Origin of the sequence: Mesorhizobium sp. M0923 (assembly GCF_040319365.1) — a bacterium.
In the GTDB taxonomy this organism is placed as follows: Bacteria; Pseudomonadota; Alphaproteobacteria; order Rhizobiales; family Rhizobiaceae; genus Mesorhizobium.
Genome location: NZ_JAMYNW010000005.1, coordinates 1 through 16,946, shown reverse-complemented (window position 1 = coordinate 16,946; position 16,946 = coordinate 1). Strand labels below are relative to the sequence as shown.

The window sequence follows — 16,946 nt, the reverse complement described above, 5'->3', positions numbered from 1 at the left end:
GCTTCAACGCCTCAAAAACCGCCGTTCAAACCTCAGGAAAGTGCCCCATGAAATTCGTTCTCACCAAGGAATATCGCTACCCCTGGCCGGTCAAGATCCACCGCCCGGACCCAGTGAACCCCGGCAAGTGGCAGATCCAGAGCTACACGCATGAGTTCGTCGGCATCGGCGAGGACGACGCGAAGGCACTCGAAAAGGAAATCGAGGATCTCAAGACACCGGAAGAAAGACGGGCACGCGAGCACGACTTGCTGATCAAGGCCAGTCGCGGCTGGCGCGATGTCATCGACGAGAGCAAGAACCCGATCGAGTATTCCGAGGAGCTGCTGCGCCAGGCGCTGCAGGACACCTGGTACCGGGTCGGGCTCTACAATGCGTATGTCGGATCGCTCGCCAGCCCCGAGGCCCGAAAGGGAAACTGAAAGAGGCCGCGCGCGCCTGGGCGCTGGCACGGGAAGGCTTGACCGACCCGACACGCCCTTCGCGGCCCGATGACCAGGCGCGGCAGGATGCCGAAGCGTTGGGCGTTCCGCCCGAGAGCCTGCCCGATCCGACAGACGACGAAGAAAGCGACGTGTTCGAAGTGTGGGACATCAACATGCCATCGGTGGTGCTGTTTCTCGGCTGCGAGACACAGTGGCGCGTCGTCGCGCGCGGCATGCAGGGCCTGCTCTACTGGCTCGGCATCGACTATGCGGCGGCCGACGTGCTGCTGCGGGCGCGACCGAAGCGAGAAAAGAAGCGCTATCCGGCGGCTCAGCTGCTTGAAGATCTGCGCGACATGGAGATCGAGGCCCGCGCGATCATGAACGAGGTGCGCGAGTGAGCCTCAATCTCGCCCTCGTCATCAGCGGCGACGCTGTCGGTGCGACTGCGGCGGCCGGCGCCACGGCAGCGGCGGTCCGCACGGTCGGCGTCGAGGCGGCCCGCACCTCGGCGGCGCTCACCGCCGCCAACGACCAGGCGGCGGCATCGTCGAAGCGCGTGACCGACATGCTGACCGGCCAAGAGGCGGTGCAGAAGCGCATCCAGGGGATCGTGGCGGCCTATGCCGGCATGAAGGGTCCGACCGACGACGCAACGTATCGGCAGCGTGCTGCCGACATATCAGCCTACGGCGCGGCGCTCGACCGGATCAGAGCCATCTACGATCCGCTCTTCGCAGCGCAGACCCGATACCGGACGGCGATTGAGGCCATCAACCAAGCCGAGCGCACTGGCGCGATCAGCGGCTCCTTGGCGATCGACGCGCGCTTGCGGGAGACGGTTGCCCTAAATAGCCAGATCAGCGCCTTGAATGGCTTGGCCGCAGCCCAGAAAAATGCTGCGCAATCCATGGTCAACCGGGTCACCATTGTGCCAGATCGCGGTTCCGACATCGCTGCCTATGGCGACGAACTGGACCGGCTGCGGGCCCGCTTCAACCCGCTCTATGCCGCCTCAAAGCAATACGAGGCCGAGCTGACAGAGCTGAACAACGCGCACAGGGTCGGCGCCTTCACCAGCGCCAAGGAATACGATCTGGCGCTCACGCATCTGAACGATCGTTATACGATGCTCGGCCGAGCATCGGGCCAGATAGTGACGGGGCTGGGCTCCGTTGCGGGCGCGGCACGCCTGACTTCCTCGCAGCTGCTCAACCTGTCGCGGCAGGGCAACGATGTCGTCACGATGTGGGCGCTCGGCGCACCGGCGATGATGATCTTCGCGTCGCAGGCCGGTCAGGTCTATGACGCGCTGGAGAGTGGCCCGAAAGGGCTCCGCGGCTCGCTGACCGCGATCAGGGGCTCGCTGGCATCGGCGGCCGCGTCCTTCCTCGGTTTTGTGCCCAGCGTCGGCCTGGTGACCACCGGCCTAGTTGCCGCCGGCGCCGCCGCCATCGCCTATGCGCTGTCGACGCGGACAAACATCCAGTCGGTCGACGCCGTTCTGAAAACCCACAAAAAGATAATCGACGAGATCGCCGCCGCCTATCCGCTCGCTGCGGCGGCGGCCAAGGCCTACGAGGACCAGGCGTCGAAAGTGCCGCTGTCGGTGGCACAGGCCGACGCCATCAAACAGGCGGAAGACGAGAAGAACACGCTTGTCGCCACGCTCAACAATATCCGCCGTCAGATGTCGATCGCGACGACGATCTCGCCTTCGGACCCCGCCGGCGCGGATTTCGCGAAGCTCGGCCAAGCCGGTGTGGCCGCCTTCCGGCAGCTGGCGGCGGAAATGCAGGCCGGCCAGATTGACGCCGCCGGCGTCCAGAAGCGGCTCGGCGAACTGCGGATCGATCCCAGCCTGAGCAAGGCCGCGCACGACTTCGCGCAGGAGCTTCAGGACAGCGCCAACCAGGCGGCGGCCCTTGAGCTTCATCTGCGCGGGTCGAGCGCAGCGATAGCAACGTTCCAGGGCGTCACTGTCGGCCGGGGCGATGAAGGCGCCAACCTGACAAAATGGCTTGCCGGCAACCGGGCGGCACTTGTTCAGCTGCAGCGCGACCGCGAGACGGCGTTCCGGTCGCTCTATGCCAGATCGCCGGAAGAACAAGCCAGGGCCGCTCGCGCAACCGAGGACGCGAGGCCATTCGACCCAAACGAGGGCAAGGGTGTCCGTGACTATCGCGGCGACACGGCGGCGGCGCTGGCCTACGCCAGAGCCCAGCAGACGCTGGACGAAGCCCAGAAGCAGCGTCTGCGGTCGCTCGACCAGACGATAGCCTCCCAGCAGCTCGAAATCGGCCTGGTCGGCAGGACGGCGGCCGAGGCGGCAGCGCTGCGCATGGCCTTTCAGCTCGAACAGGCGGTCCGCGAGGAAGCCGCCCGCAACAATGTCCCGGCCGACGAAGCCGAGATCCGGCGCATCAAGGAAAAGGCCGCCGAATATGGCCGGCTTAGCGCCATCCAGTCGGCGCGCACAACGATCGTTGGGCAGGGTCAGAATATCGAGACCCAGCGCGCCGAGCTTGCACTGGTCGGGGCGAGTACCGCCGCCCATGACCGTGTTATCGCCAGCCTGCAGGTGGAGCAGCAGATTCGACAGCTCGGTATTGACCTTTACGGCAAGGAAGCCGAGGCGATGCGCGCCAACGCGGCGGAGCTGGCCGCGCTGGCCGAAGCCAGATCCCGCGCCAACCTAAGCCGAGACCTGCAGTTCGAGCGCGACCAGCTCGGCCGCTCGCCGATCGAGGCGACCGTCGCCGACCGGCTGAAGGGCGCCGGGCTGGCGGTGGACCTCAATTCCGAGGCGGCGGCGATGATCCGCATGAACGAGCTGCTGAAGCAGCAGAAGCAGCTCTGGGAGGACGTGCGCGAGACCGGCGTCGACGCGATCGGCGGCATCGTCGACAGCGCTCTCGGCGGCTTTACCGATATCGATAGCGTGCTGAAGAGCGCGGCCGACGACGTGCTGAAGCAGCTCGCCCAGCTTGCGATCAAGAACCCGCTGGCCAACGCGGTCTATAACAAGGGCCTGCCGACGCTGGACAGCATCGGCGGGATTGGCGGCTTCATCGGCACGCTGCTCGGCGGTCCGCAGCCGGCAGGCGGGCAGTCTGTTGGCGCCATGGATGTGCAGGCCGGCGTCGTCAACATCAACGGTGCCTTGGGCGTCAGCGGCGGCACTGGCACCATCTTCGACAGCATCAAGCGGTTCTTCTCACCGGCCAACAGCAATTCGACCGATCCGTCGTCGGGGATGCGCGGCAGCGAGGCGGCGACTTCCCCGTTGTCAGATGTCGCCGGAAGCTCGCTTCGCATGGTCGGAAACTTCAAGTCGGGCGTCGACGCCCGGCTGATGGACATTCTCGACAGTGCCGCGAAGCGGTTCGGCGGCTACCAGGTCGATGCGATCTCAGGCTTGCGGCCAGGCGACCCACGTTTTCACGGTCAGGGCCTCGCGACCGATGTCAGGCTGACCGATCTCCTCACCGGCAAGAAGCTGGGCAACTATCAGGACCCAAGCACCTTCGCGACGTACGAGAAGTTCGCCCAGACGGCGCGCCAGGTGCAGCTGGAGAAATATCCGGAGTTGACCGACCGTTTCAGGTGGGGCGGATATTTCGGCGGCCAGAGGGGCAAATACGGCGCCATGGACGAGATGCATTTCGATCTCGGCGGTGGCCGGCTCGGGATGGCTGGCGGCTCCTGGCGCAACGGCCTCAACGATAATCAACGCGCGCTTTTCCCCGGTGTGGAGAGCGCAGGCAACAAAGCCACGGCAGCGATCACGCGGCTGACCGAAAGCACCGGCCTTGCCGCAAAGGGCCTCAATAGTTTCGGCGGTGGGCTTGGCCAGCTCGGCAATGCGCTCAGCCAGTTCCCGGCGGCGCCGGCCGGCGGCGGACTGTCCGGGTTTTCCGGCATCTGGTCTATGATCAGTGGCTTCTTCAGGTCGCCGGCAGCCTGGTCGGCGATCCAGTCGGGCACCGCCGGCCTCTACGATGTTGGCGGCCCGACCGGCGGCAGCGACCCGAACAAGGTCGCCGGCCTCGTCCACGAACAAGAGTACGTCATGGACGCGCCCGTGGTGCGCGCGCTCGGCGTTCCGTTCCTGGACAATCTGCGGCGCTCGGCCAGGTCCGGGCGCCACGGCCGCCTCGAAGATGCCGGCGCCCAAATGGAAGGTGGCTACCCGGTGCCTCGGTCAGGATCACGCGCCGGCGGCGGTGGCGGGGCGGTTATCGAGTTCAGGCACGACACGGTAGTGCACAACTACGGCAACAGCAGTGTGCGCACCGAAGAGACGGACGATGGCAAGGGCGGGCGCCGCACCGAGGTGATCGTCGGCGAGCAGATGGCGGCCGAGATGAACAGGCCGGGCAGTGCGGCCAACCGCACCTTGAACGCGCGCGGCGCCAGGCAGCCGGTGAAACGCCGATGAGCCTGGTCTGGTATCCCGCCGAATTGCCGAGGCCGGAGCGCGGCCCGTTCCAGTACGCGCGCGGCGACGGCCGCACCCGCAGGGCCGAAGACGCCGGCCCTCCCAATGTGCGGCGTCGCTTCTCGGCGGTCGCCGACATGGTGAACTTCTCGACGGTGCTGACCAGGGCGCAGCTCGCCCGCTTCGACCGCTGGTTCACCGAGGAGATCAAGCAAGGCACCAAGCCGTTCCTAATGCCGGCGCCGGACACGGACGGCCTGCCGCTGCTGACCGACGACGGCACGCCGCTGACGACCGAGGACGGCACGCCGATCCTGATCGCCGAGACATGGCTCTGCCTGCTCGGCCAGCAGCTGCCGACGCGTGCGCCGAGTTCGCCGGGCAGCGTGCAGTGGCGGGTCACCTTCGAGATCGCGGTGATGCCATGAGGCGCGTCTCGCTCAACATGCGCCTGGCGCTCGACGTGGTCGCCACGGACGAGCTGGAGGTGGTTCTGGTCATCATCGAGCATCCACTGCTCGATGCGCCGGTGCGGCTGTCGTCGGACAATGCCGACAGGCTCTCTGTCGAGCCGCTGGAATACGGGACCCTATCGACCTGGAGAACCCCGGACGGATCGCCTTTCAAACACGTCATGCTTGACGCTCTCGTTCCAGACGAGGAGGACGACGCGCCGGCGCAGGCCTCGCTGGTGCTGGAGATCCTCGACAGCGACATCGCCGACATCCTCACCTCGACCACGGTGCAGGCGACTTGCCACATGGCCGTGGTCTTGGCGTCGAGCCCCGACACCGTCGAGGCCGAGTGGATCGGGCTTTTGATGACCGGCGCCGACGGCGATAGCGGCCAGGTGTCGCTCAAGTTCTCCATGGAGCCTATCGACTCGGAGCCGTATCCGGCCGACCGCATGACCAAGGAACGCTTTCCGGGGCTGCACAGATGACAATCATGCAAGCCCGGGGCGATCTCCGCTGGACGCAAGCCTTCATCGGCCTGCCCTTCGCCGACAAAGGCCGTGACTGGTCCGGCTGCGACTGCTGGGGCTTCGTTCGCCTGGTCCATGCCGAGCATGCCGGCAACGATCTGCCATCCTATGCCGGCCTCGGCGCGGCCGAGCGGCAAGAGATTGCCGCCATCGTCAGCCAGGAAGCGTCTTCACCGTCCTGGCAGATCATCGGCGAACGCGACGGCAAGGAGTTCTGCTTGCGCGAGCAGCCGCAGGCGCTGGACATCATCTGGCTCCGGCGCGGCCGCCTCGACGCTCATTGCGGCCTGTTCCTGCGGCCCGGCCTGATGCTGCACATGGTCGAGCAGGACTGCTCCAAGATCGAGCGCTATGACGACGGCTCGCCCTGGGAACACCGCCTGACCGGCATCTATCGCTGGCGGGGTACCCAATGAAGGCCCCGAACTGTGTCCACGTCACGGCCGCGCCCATGGCCTTCCAGCCCGATCGCGCCCGCGTCGAGCTGACACTGCCCGAAGGCATGACGATCGCCGAGATGGTGGCGATGGCGCTGCCTGGTGCTGTCGATCCGGTGCTGGCGCGCACCCGCGTCGCCTTGGTCAAGGGCGACGGCATGCAGATCGTGCCTCGCGCGCTCTGGCATCGCGCGCGGCCACATGCCGGGGTCCATGTCGTCATCCGCGTCATCCCGGGCCAGACCGCGCTGAGGTCCGTGCTGACCATCCTGGTTTCGGTCGCGGCGATTGCCATTGCCGGCTTCTTTTTCCCCGCCGGCGCCACGCTGCTCGGCTCGGAAGTTCTGGCAGGTGTGGCCAAGACCGCTCTGACTGTTGGCCTGACCGCGCTCGGCGGGCTGCTGATCAACGCGCTGCTGCCGCTTCCTGGCCCTGACAAGCCGGAAAAGTCGACCTTCGCCATTGCCGGCTGGCAGAACCAGTTCACGCCGGATGCGCCGGTGCCCGACGTCATGGGCACGCACCGCTACGCGCCGCCGTTCGCAGCGATGTCCTATATCGAGGTGGTCGGCGACTTTCTCTATGACCGCGCCGTCTTCGTGCACGGCTATGGCCCGCTAGAGATTTCCGAGGAGAAGCTCGGCGACACGCTGCTGACCAAGTATGACGAGATCGAGATCGAGACGCGCTACGGCTATGCCGATGACGCGCCGCTGTCGCTCTATGTCAATCAGGTGCTCGAGGAGCGCGTCGGCGCCGATCTGGAGCGGCCGTTTCCCAAGGACGACATGGGAGAGCAGCAACACGGCGTTCCGTCGGAGGCCAAGCCGGTCAGCCGCTTCACTGCGCCTGACAGCAAATGGGCAATCGCCATCCTGTCGTTTCCCGCTGGCCTCATTAAGATCGATGATGAGGACGGCGACAAACAAGCGACGACGGTGGAGTTACAGCGGCGCTTTCGTCTCGTCGGCAACCCGGCATGGACCGATCTGCCTGTTCTGCGGATCACCGCCAAGAAAGCGGCCGGTTTCTATCGTGAGGATCGCATCGAGTTTCCAGTGCGTGGCGCTTACGAGATCGAATATGAGCGCCTGAATGACTCCGAGCAGATGTCCTCTTCCGGGCCGCAGATAATCTCGAACTGCACATGGGTGGTGCTGCAGAGCTGGAGGCCGGAATACCCGTTCAATTTCCGCAAGCCTGTGGCCCTAAGCGCGCTACGCATCAAGGCAACGGCGCAGCTCAACGGCACGCTCGACAACTTCAACACGCTCGACAAGCGCATCGCGCCTGACTGGGATGCCGGGAGCGGCACATGGGTCGACAGGGTGACGCAAAACCCCGCCTCGCTGGCGCTGCGCGCGCTTCGCGGCCCGGCGCTCTATCGGCCTGTTCCAGACGATCAGATCGATTTTCCGGCCTTCGAGGACTGGCACGTCTTCTGTGCCGGCAAGGGCCTGAAATACAACCGCATCCATGACTTCGACAGCACGCTCGGCCAGACCAGGGCGGCGATCGGCGCCGCGGGCCGCGCGGCGGTGCGCTGGAACGGCCGCAAATGGACCGTCGTCATCGACCGGCCGCGCGAACTCGTCGTCGACCACGTCAATCCACGGAACTCGTCCGACTTCCGCTGGTCGCCCTCCTATTTCGAGCCGCCGCACGCGCTGCGCGTGCCGTTCATCGACGAGACCAACGATTACCAGCAGGCCGAGCGCCTGGTGCCGTGGCCGGGCCACATCGGGCCGATCGACATCACCGAGGAGCTGAAGCTGCCCGGCAAGACCGACCCGGTCGAGATCTGGCGCGAGACGCGGCGCCGGCAATACGAGATCATGAACCGCGCCGTCGACTATTCGGCGGTGCAGCAAGGCACGGCGCGCACCGCGACCAGCGGCGACCTGGTGGTCGCATCGCGCGATGTGCTGAAGCGCGCCACGCATTCGGCCCGCGTCAAGGCAGTGCGCGGCGATCATGTCGAGACCGACGGCATCTTCACCATGGTCGACGGCCAGAGCTACGCCATCCGCTTCCGCCAGTTCGACGCCGACGACACGATCGGCACCAGCGTGGTGCGCACCATCACCACGGTCGCCGGCGAGAGCGCGGCCGTGCGGCTGACCGGCACAGGCGAGAGGCCGAAGCCCGGCGACATCCTGCATTTCGGGCCGGCCGTGCTCGACAGCATCCCTCTGATCATCACTGGCATCTCGCGCGGCAAGAACAATTCCTCCGTGCTGGCGATGAAGGCGGCAGCACCCATCATCGACGAGCTGACCGACGCCGAGGAGCCGCCGCCATGGAGCGGCCGGGTTGGTTCCGAGATCGACGTGTCGCTGGTACCGCCGGCGGTGCCTGTGTTCACCGGCGTCGACAGCGGCACGATCGAGACCGGCGACGCCAACGGGCTGATCGTCATGATCACCCGCGGCACGTCGAACGCGGTTCCCGTGGTGGCCTTCGAGCTGCAGCACCGGCTGGCTGGCGCGCTGGCCTGGCAGCCGCCGCTGTCCTGTACGCCGGCCTCAGGCACCATCGCGGTGACCGGCTATGTGTTCGGCGACACGGTCGAGATGCAGGCCTGGGCGGTCAGCGTGGCCGGCGTCGACAGCGGCCTGACCGTGATCATTTCCGTGATTATCGGTGCCGACGACTTCGTGACGCCGGTTCCAGCCAATTCCTTCCTTTTACTCGTGCTCTAGAGGGGCAAAACGATGGCCGCCAGCCAGATCAACACGACCGACACCGTCACCGGACTTTCCGTCGCCATTGCCACGGAACTGATCGGCGGCAAGCACTATCTAGCGCGAATGGCCGTCGATGCGACCGGCGCCTTGATAGATCCGGCCACAGCCGCCAAGCAGGACGCCCAGACCGCTTTGTTGACCGCGATCGGCGCCTATCTGGACGGGCTTGAGGGCTTCACCGACGGGCTCGAAGCACTGCTCGGCACCGGCAACGGCACACTGGCTGGCCTGCTCGCGGCGTTCAAGGCCGAGGACGCCGTCCATGTGTCCGGCGATCTTGGCCTGCCGGCGCTTGCAATCCGTAAGGATGTCCCGGGAGCGCTTGGCGATGACGGAGACTATACGCTGCTCCAGACCGGTTCCGACGGCCGTCTCCACGCCGCCGTCGTCAACAACCAGGTCACGGTGGTGGTGGCTAACATCGCCAATGGCGCCAGCCTCACTGGCGGGATCGATCTCGGCACCGCCCGGCTCTGCAGGATCGCGATGCCGGCCGCATGGACGGCCGCGGTGCTGTCGTTCCAGGCCAGCTATGACGGCGCGACCTATAACGACCTCTATACGGCGGGCGGTTCCGAATACATCATCCAGGCAGCCGCGAGCCGATCGATCCTGCTGCCGGTTTCCGACTTCATTGGCGTCCGATACGTCAAAATCCGCTCTGGCACGAGCGCGGCGGCAGTGGCGCAGGCCGCGAGCCGCGATCTGCAAGCGATCCTGGTCAACTGAGAGATGTTTGGCATCCTCAAAAAGTCAATTCTGGAGGCCTCCCGCCCGGTGCTCATCCGCGAGCTGGGCACGCTTCTGACCGGCTATTGGGACGCCGATTTCGTCGGCTCGATATCCGAGGCTACTGGCTCTGTCTCGTCATGGCGTGACCTGGTCGCCGGCTACAACACCTCGCAAGCGACGGCTTTGTCGCAGCCTGGCTATTCACCCAGCGCGTTCAATGGCCGGCCTTGTCTGACGTTCGACGGCACCAATCATTTTCTCAATCTGGCCAGCGTGCCGTTTCCAACCGGCGCCGCCGCCTGCGAGATATGGGCGCTGGTCGACCAGGAAGCGCTCGCGGCGGACGCGACCGGGCGCAGGATCTTCAGCTACGGCGGGACCAGTGCCAACAACTCGCGCTGGATCGCGCGCGCGGTGTCGGGCGGGGTGAACCGAGGCGGCACTGGTGGCGGCAGCGGCGCCGCGCAGGCCAATGTCAACGGCACCATCGTCGATTTCTCCGGCCGGCATGTCGTGCGCGGCACCTTCGATGGCGCACTTATCGGTGTCTCGGTCGACGGCAATGCGCTTGCGACGACGGCCCTTGTACCGGCCACAAGCACGACGCGGACGAGGATTGGCGCCGCAACGCCGAACACCGCAACCAACTTCTTCCAGGGAAAGATAGCGGCCGTCGCAGTCACGCCACTGCTGACGGCGGAGCAAGAGAGCAGCATGCGCGCATTTCTGTCCGCCAGGATCTGAATTCGAATAGTTTTAAAGGGAACCCCCAGATGGCCTCGATTGGCATAAAGACGACAGATATCACGGCCGCAAGCGGCCTCGACAGCATTCTCGGCGGCAAGACCGTCGACAACATCGCGCTGACGCGGCGAACTTCGATACCCAGTCTCGCCCTGCAGCTCATCGCCAGTGCTCCGTTCCTCGGCGCGCTTCCCGAGTTTGTTTATGCCAGCAAGGCGCTGCTCGATGCAGACACTTCGCAGCCCGACAACAAGCTCGCCCTGATCGTAGAGGACCTCGCCAATGCGGGGCTCTACCGGTGGGACGACGCCGGCAACGCATGGGTCAATGTCTTGCCTTTCGTTCCCGGTACCCAGATCGTCTATGCGACCGACACCGGCGCCGGCACACCTGACGCGATCGTTGCGTCGACGAGCCTCGCGCTCGACGCCTCAGGATCGCAAATCGTCTGCCTCAGCGTCTTCGCGGCAAACACAGGTTCGCCGGTCACCATCGCGTTCAATGATGGCGCTGCCCTGACGATCGTGTCGGCCACAGGTCAGCAGCTGAAAGCGGGTGACCTGAAGGCCGGCACGGTGGTGCTTGGCTACGTTTCGGGCGGCAATTTTCGGCTGCTCGACGACTTCGGAACGCAGTTCCTCACGGCCACCAACACTGGCGGCGTCAATGTGATCGTGGCGACGACGCCGACGCCGGTTCCCGCCATCGATGCTGGTGCGCTGATCCTGCTGCCGATCTTGGCGACGAACACGGCAACACCCGTCACCGTGGCATTCAATGGCGAAGCCGCCCTGCCGCTCAAGACCAACTCGGGCAACAACCCGGTCGTAGGGGGCGTGGCCGCAGGTTCCGTCTTGCTTGGTTACAAGAGCGGGGCGACGTTCCGCCTTCTCTCGGACCAGGCCAGCGCCGCCATTCAGGCGGCGGCCGAGCTCGCCAGTGCTGCTGCCCAAGGGTCCGCGGCGGCTGCTGCTGGTGATGCGATCGCCACGGCGGCAGATCGCGCCCAGACTGCATCGGACAGGCTGGCCGCATCCGCATCCGCTATTGCGGCCGCTGGTGCTGCTGGCATCAGTGGCACCTATGCCACGCATGCGCTGGCGACCGCCGCTGTCGCCGCTATCGCCGCCAACGCCTTCGTCCAGGTGCTGGTCGACGAGGACCATCAAGGCCACCGCACGATGTATCAGAAGCAGGCGGGCGTGCTGGTCTTCATCCTGGATTTCGACTTCGGACGGTTCGTCATGCTGGAACAGTTCGGTGGGGTGGGCGACGGCAATGCCGCGACCGGCACAGGCACCATCAACGACGCCGCGGTGACCAACGCCTTTGTGGCGCTTTACGCGGCTGGCGGCGGCACACTCTTTCTCGGGCGAGCCGCCTATCGGGTCACCCAGGACTTCACTCTACCGAACGATGGCAGCACCGATCTGGTCTGCAAGCAGCCGCCGCTGAGGATTACCGGCCACGGTCATCACTGCTCCGGCCAAGGCTCGTCTCCGACGGGCGGATCGATGCTCATGTGGACCGGCAGCAGCGGCGCCGTGGGCCGCATCGTCTCACTCGGGCTCGGAACACTTTCGGTTGACAACGTCACCCTGCTCAGCCGCGAAGGCACAGTCCCCGGCAACGGCCGGGCCTTCTTCTACACCACAAACACCACCTTCAAGGCTACGCAGACGACGGCATGGACGCTGAAGAGCGGAACCAATTGCGACGATGATTTCTGGGTTGCCGGCAGCGCCGTCAGGGTGTTCGACAACACAACCGGGGCTGCCTTTCAAGGCTACGGTTCGAGCGTGTGGGAGTGCTTCTTCAACGGCATCCGTCGGGGCCTCCTGGGACGGCGCTCATTCAACGCCGAGCGGTTCTTCAACAACACGTTTTGGACCAGATGCGGGTCGAACCTGGCAGTCGGCTCTCGCTGCGCGATTGAGATCGACAGCGGACCCGAGGTCGAAGGTCAGTACGCAACCGGCAACTATATCGGCCATAACCTGATCGAGATCTCGAACGCCTACGACTATGGCATCATCCTGAACATGGCCGCCTACACCATCGTGGTTGGAAATCAGGGCTACGACAGCGGCGCTCAATACCTCGCGATGGTGCTGATCCAGGCCAACGGCAAGGCTAACTACGTCGTCACCGGCGAGAACGACAACAAGCCATATGTCGACAATCAATCAACGAATACGAATATCATAATTGGTGTCGTCGCCGGCGAATATACAAATTTCGAGGGCTTGAAAGCTGGCAAGCACGGCACCGCCAATATCTTCGGCGAGACGGTGTTCAATACCTCTACCGGCGGCAATGCCTTGAAACTGCAACCGGCCACCACGCAGACGAACAACACTGTGGTGTTCCAATCGCTGCGCAGCGCGGCCGAAGGCACCAATCCTGGCGAAATAGAATTCAGCATCAACTATGCCGGCGGCATCTCTGTCAACGGCGCCAACGCCGGCAATTTCACCAACGGCCTTGCCACCGGAGCGAGCTGGTCGGCCAACGGCAAGACTTGGACCGCTGCCGGCGCCATGAAACAGGACAGCGGCTCTGGCGGCAATAATTTGACCCTTCAGAACGCCGCCATCCTGATCAACAGCCAGGCCGGTGCACTGCAGGGCAAGTGGTCATCCGGGGCTGGCTCAGGCCTTGGTATCGGCATCGACTTCGGCCCATCTGGCGATGCAGCCCTTTATAAGGGTTCAACCGCTTTTCTCGGCGTCAACGTACCGTTCAAGCTGAAGAGCTACACGGCCGCCACATTGCCAGCCGCTTCGGTCGGCGGCGCCGGATCGCTGGCCTACGTCACAGACGCCAATGCGATCGTTCCCCGCACAACGGTGGCTGGCGGTGGCGCGAACAAGGTGCTGGCCATGTCGGACGGCACCACATGGCAGATCGCAGCATAAAGAAAACCTGTTCCAACAAAGGACGTTTCCATGGCCCTCCAAGACACTAAGATCCCCTACGAAATTCTCATCCGCTTCGGCGATGACGGCGCCCCGCTTGGGGCTCACGTCCAATATCGCCGGCGCGTCATCCTCGACGGCGAGGTGTTGAAGGACGATGTACTCGACGCAGAGCCACTCGGGTTGGTCGACTTCCCGACATCGGACCTTCTATCCGAAGCGGCCGAGAAGGCCCTTGCGACGATAAACGGCCAAAGCCTCGCCCTGGCGCACGCAGCAGCAACAGAGGCCGAGTTGCGGAGCGAGATAGAGCGCCTTCAAGACTTGGCTTCTTCGGTTGTGGCGCAGGCCGCAAACACCGAGGCCGAGTTGCAGAGCGAAATAGAGAGGCTTCAACACCTGACCTCGTCTGCCGTCCAAAACAACCCTACCACCCCCGCCATGGTGGATGCGTAGCAGTCCGCTTCATCCGTCGATTAATGAAGTACCGGGCCTTTCACGGGCTTTGACATCGAGTGGATAGACCTGTTGTATCCGATGGCGCAAAAGGCCGGGCGGCCAGGGAACTGATCGTGTGGAAGCCATAGGTGGATCGGTTGGGGCTCATTGAGGTTGGAGCATGGAGGGATCGGTATCCGCTTTGGTCTCTCAACGCGGCCATTACCCGATCGAGGCTTCCTCAGGCGGCGAGCTTTCTGCCCGTGGTCGGCTATGCAGTTCTTTACGGCGACAATATTCAGGCCTGGCTCATGCGGTTCAGCCTGTTGGGCGAAGGCCTTTGGTTCTCCCCGATCACCCGACTGCATCTTCTATATTTTGGAGGCTTGCTCGTTTTGGGCGGGTATTGCTCATTTCGGCTTTTTTGCCCGTCCGAGGTTCGCCGCTTCGAGACACCAAACGAGTTCATACGCTATGTCCGCGATGGCGGTGACCTAGGTCAGGCCAAGGCTGCGTACGATGCCATCCGGCCATTCGTTCCGGCGGGCAGCCAGGGCGCCCCTTTGTTCGGCGTCTACAGGGTAATTGTTCTTGCGCAAGGCCTTGGGGTGCTCGGAGGCGACTCCGAGTGGCAGAGCACATTGATCCCACCGGTCCCGATTGGAGTGCTCAACGTTCTTGCTGCCTATTACACTTTGCTCGACCGCTCACGGCCAATTCTAAGCCTAGCAACGATCACGCTCTACAGTCTGGGCGGACTTGCTCTGATAGCACCTAGCATCGAGGTCGGGTTGATGGTGCTCCGACACGTGATCTTCGGCGCTGGGTGAGTTGTAACGCCAGGCGCCTGCAACGGCCTTTTACGCCCATTTAACGAGCCAAATCTGGTGCCAAGTGAACTTGCGCGGAGGTGCCAAGTGATTTTGCGCGCTACACGACCATTTCGGTGACGCCGCCGCCATGGCCCTGCCGCGGCTTGCGGTCGAACTCGAGCGGGCCGCCTTCGGTGTTGACCGGCAGCTCGTTCCACAGGATCGCCTTGTCCTTGAACATGAAGGCGGTGTAGACGCCGCCGGCGACCGGAATATCGTCATCGACGACGGCCCTGAGCCCCATGTAGTAGGGGATCAGCGGCCCGCCCTGCTCGGACGACGGCACATAGTCGATGAGGTCGGCGAGCTTCAGCGCCTTCATCTGTTTCGAATGCATCCAGATCGTCTTGAACTTGTCGGCGCGGTCGCCCATCAGATAGGCGGCCTCGATGATGTCGGTGTCGACGATGGAAGCACCGGTAACGCGCACCAGATCGCTGCCGTCATTGGCGATGTTGTCGGCCAGCACGCCTTTCAGGATGCCGAGCAGCGTCAGCTTGTTGGCGCGCTGCCAGTAGTCGGTCTGGCGACGCACGATGAGCTTCTGCGGATCGTCGCCGGCAAGGATCGAAGTCAGGTCCGGGATGCCCCAGGCCTGCGCACGCACATTGCGGGCCGCGACTTCGCGGCGCGCACCGATCTTCTTCATCTCGATCGAGTCGGCCGGGTCGTCATTGACCGGCTCCGAGGGATCGTTGCCGAGATCCTTCCAGCCGGGCATGTCGACGGAACGCCCGCCCATGGAGAGCTTCGAGGCGATGGCCGGGTCGGAAAACAGGATCCCGGCCTGGTAGATGTCGAGCGACTGGACATGCTCTTCGAACGAGTATTGCGCATAGACGGACGGAACGATCGCGTCCGCGATGCGGGTATAGGCGTCTGCCATTTTTGTCTTCCTTCAGGTTTGTGGGGGTTGGCGGACCATGATCCAGAAAAGTGGAAACCGGTTTCGGAAAAGATCATGGTCCAATTTCAGAGAGGATTATTGGGCATCCACAGATCGGGGTTTTCGCCGGCCTCGCGTGCCAGCCGCCGGGCGCGGGCGGGGTCGCTTTTGACCAGGGCTGAGATGCCAGTCAGGTTGCGCTCGCCGGCGGCATTGCGCTTGAAGGGATTGCCTCCACTCAAGGCCGCGCCGCCGTCGATCGTGTCTTCGCGGAACATCGCCTCGCCGATGGCGTGGAACGCCTTGGCGATCTGCGGGTCGGTCAAGGCACCATCCGGCAGAAGGATGCCCTTCGCCTTATAGGCATTGACCAGGCCGAGCTTCTTCATCGCCCTGTTGGCGACCTCGAGCTTCTTGCGAAAGCCATCGCTGCCGGTCGGTCCCCAATCCCGCACAAGGTCGTCGTGGGTCGTCTCGACCGAGCGGGCAACGGCGATTTGCTGTGCCTTGGCCTGCTCGGCCATGTAGCCGACGAAGCGGTCGTGATAGGCCTGCGCGACCTTCGGGGTAGCACCTGCCTCGACTGCCCAGGCCTTGGACGCATTGGCGAGCTCGTCCGAATAGGCGAAGTTTTCGGGGAGCCCGTCGGGGCGCCTGTACTCGACCTTGTCGGGCGAGGTCAGCGGACGCATCGCCTCGGGCAGTCGGGCATGGAACCTGTCCCAGTCTTCCGCGGCTGCATCGGCTGCCGGAACGCGCAGGCTCTCACCCTGCTGCCGCTCCAGCTCCGCATAAGAGGTGAAAACCCGATCGAGGCTTTCTGGCTTGGTCCAGCCCTTGGTTTCAGCAAGCTTGCGGTTGCCTTCGGAAAGACCGTCAAACCAGCTTTTGGCCGCAGGCGGGGCGGACCCGTTGTCCCCGTTGGCCGGTGGCCGTGCAAGGTTGCCCGCCGGTGGCGCCGCCACCGCGGACCCGGCGTCTGCCAGATCTGTCATGAAAAGATTCCTTATGTTGAGGTTTAGAGAGAGCCAGCGGCGAAGCTGCCAATCTCCCCCCTCGTGGGGGAGATGTCCGGCAGGACAGAGGGGGGCGCGAAGGAACGCGAGGATCCGGTGCACTTCGTCACCAACGCCCCGGGAAAGATTGCAAGCACGAATCAGCTGGATAAGCCGGCGGGACAGCGCCCCCCTCTGCCCTGCCGGGCATCTCCCCCACGCGGGGGGAGATTGGCCATCACTTCCGCTTTCGCCAATCACCCATATCTGGAGGGAACCTAGATATTGTCGCCCCAGTTCTCCCAGAGCAGCGTGATAGTGCCGGT

14 protein-coding genes are annotated in these 16,946 nt (G+C 64.4%); 12 read left to right on the top strand and 2 right to left on the bottom strand.

From position 1 onward, the window contains the following. Positions 1-47: 47 nt before the first annotated feature. The 12 genes from NKH89_RS09990 (at position 48) to NKH89_RS09935 (ending at position 14,697) form a co-directional block, all read left to right on the top strand. Positions 48-422, top strand: a complete 375-nt coding sequence (locus NKH89_RS09990; protein WP_352908716.1) for a hypothetical protein — start codon at positions 48-50, stop codon at positions 420-422. A gap of 38 nt (positions 423-460) precedes the next feature. After that, positions 461-826, top strand: a complete 366-nt coding sequence (locus NKH89_RS09985; protein ID WP_352908714.1) for a DUF1799 domain-containing protein — start codon at positions 461-463, stop codon at positions 824-826. Then, positions 823-4,866 (top strand): phage tail length tape measure family protein, encoded by a 4,044-nt coding sequence (locus tag NKH89_RS09980; RefSeq protein WP_352908712.1) that lies wholly within the window; start codon positions 823-825, stop codon positions 4,864-4,866. Before NKH89_RS09985 ends, NKH89_RS09980 begins: the two co-directional genes overlap by 4 nt. Continuing rightward, positions 4,863-5,294 (top strand): hypothetical protein, encoded by a 432-nt coding sequence (locus NKH89_RS09975; protein ID WP_352908710.1) that lies wholly within the window; start codon positions 4,863-4,865, stop codon positions 5,292-5,294. The genes NKH89_RS09980 and NKH89_RS09975 overlap by 4 nt, the downstream gene beginning before the upstream one ends. Next, a complete protein-coding gene (locus tag NKH89_RS09970; RefSeq protein WP_352908708.1) occupies positions 5,291-5,809 on the top strand; it encodes a DUF1833 family protein in 519 nt (172 codons plus the stop codon). Before NKH89_RS09975 ends, NKH89_RS09970 begins: the two co-directional genes overlap by 4 nt. Then, positions 5,806-6,267: an NlpC/P60 family protein gene (locus tag NKH89_RS09965; RefSeq protein WP_352908706.1), complete on the top strand. Its 462-nt coding sequence runs from the start codon at positions 5,806-5,808 to the stop codon at positions 6,265-6,267. The genes NKH89_RS09970 and NKH89_RS09965 overlap by 4 nt, the downstream gene beginning before the upstream one ends. Next, positions 6,264-8,990 (top strand): TipJ family phage tail tip protein, encoded by a 2,727-nt coding sequence (gene gpJ, locus NKH89_RS09960; protein WP_352908704.1) that lies wholly within the window; start codon positions 6,264-6,266, stop codon positions 8,988-8,990. The genes NKH89_RS09965 and gpJ overlap by 4 nt, the downstream gene beginning before the upstream one ends. 12 nt (positions 8,991-9,002) lie before the next feature. Continuing rightward, positions 9,003-9,764: a hypothetical protein gene (locus NKH89_RS09955; protein ID WP_352908702.1), complete on the top strand. Its 762-nt coding sequence runs from the start codon at positions 9,003-9,005 to the stop codon at positions 9,762-9,764. Positions 9,765-9,812: 48 nt separating this feature from the next. Continuing rightward, positions 9,813-10,511: a LamG-like jellyroll fold domain-containing protein gene (locus tag NKH89_RS09950; protein ID WP_352908700.1), complete on the top strand. Its 699-nt coding sequence runs from the start codon at positions 9,813-9,815 to the stop codon at positions 10,509-10,511. Positions 10,512-10,540: 29 nt separating this feature from the next. Next, positions 10,541-13,429, top strand: a complete 2,889-nt coding sequence (locus NKH89_RS09945; RefSeq protein ID WP_352908698.1) for a hypothetical protein — start codon at positions 10,541-10,543, stop codon at positions 13,427-13,429. A gap of 30 nt (positions 13,430-13,459) precedes the next feature. Beyond that, the gene (locus NKH89_RS09940) at positions 13,460-13,885 is read left to right on the top strand and encodes a hypothetical protein (protein WP_352908696.1); all 426 of its coding nucleotides are present in this window, start codon (positions 13,460-13,462) and stop codon (positions 13,883-13,885) included. A gap of 245 nt (positions 13,886-14,130) precedes the next feature. Further along, positions 14,131-14,697, top strand: coding sequence for a hypothetical protein (locus tag NKH89_RS09935; RefSeq protein ID WP_352908694.1), 567 nt, complete (start codon positions 14,131-14,133; stop codon positions 14,695-14,697). Between the two features lie 100 nt (positions 14,698-14,797). On the opposite strand, the gene NKH89_RS09930 is transcribed toward NKH89_RS09935, so the two are convergent. Then, a complete protein-coding gene (locus NKH89_RS09930; RefSeq protein ID WP_352908692.1) occupies positions 14,798-15,625 on the bottom strand; it encodes a Coat protein in 828 nt (275 codons plus the stop codon). Positions 15,626-15,711: 86 nt separating this feature from the next. Beyond that, positions 15,712-16,620 carry a hypothetical protein gene (locus NKH89_RS09925; protein WP_352496019.1) on the bottom strand — a complete coding sequence of 303 codons (909 nt, stop codon included), beginning with the start codon at positions 16,618-16,620 and terminating at the stop codon, positions 15,712-15,714. Positions 16,621-16,946: the final 326 nt, after the last annotated feature.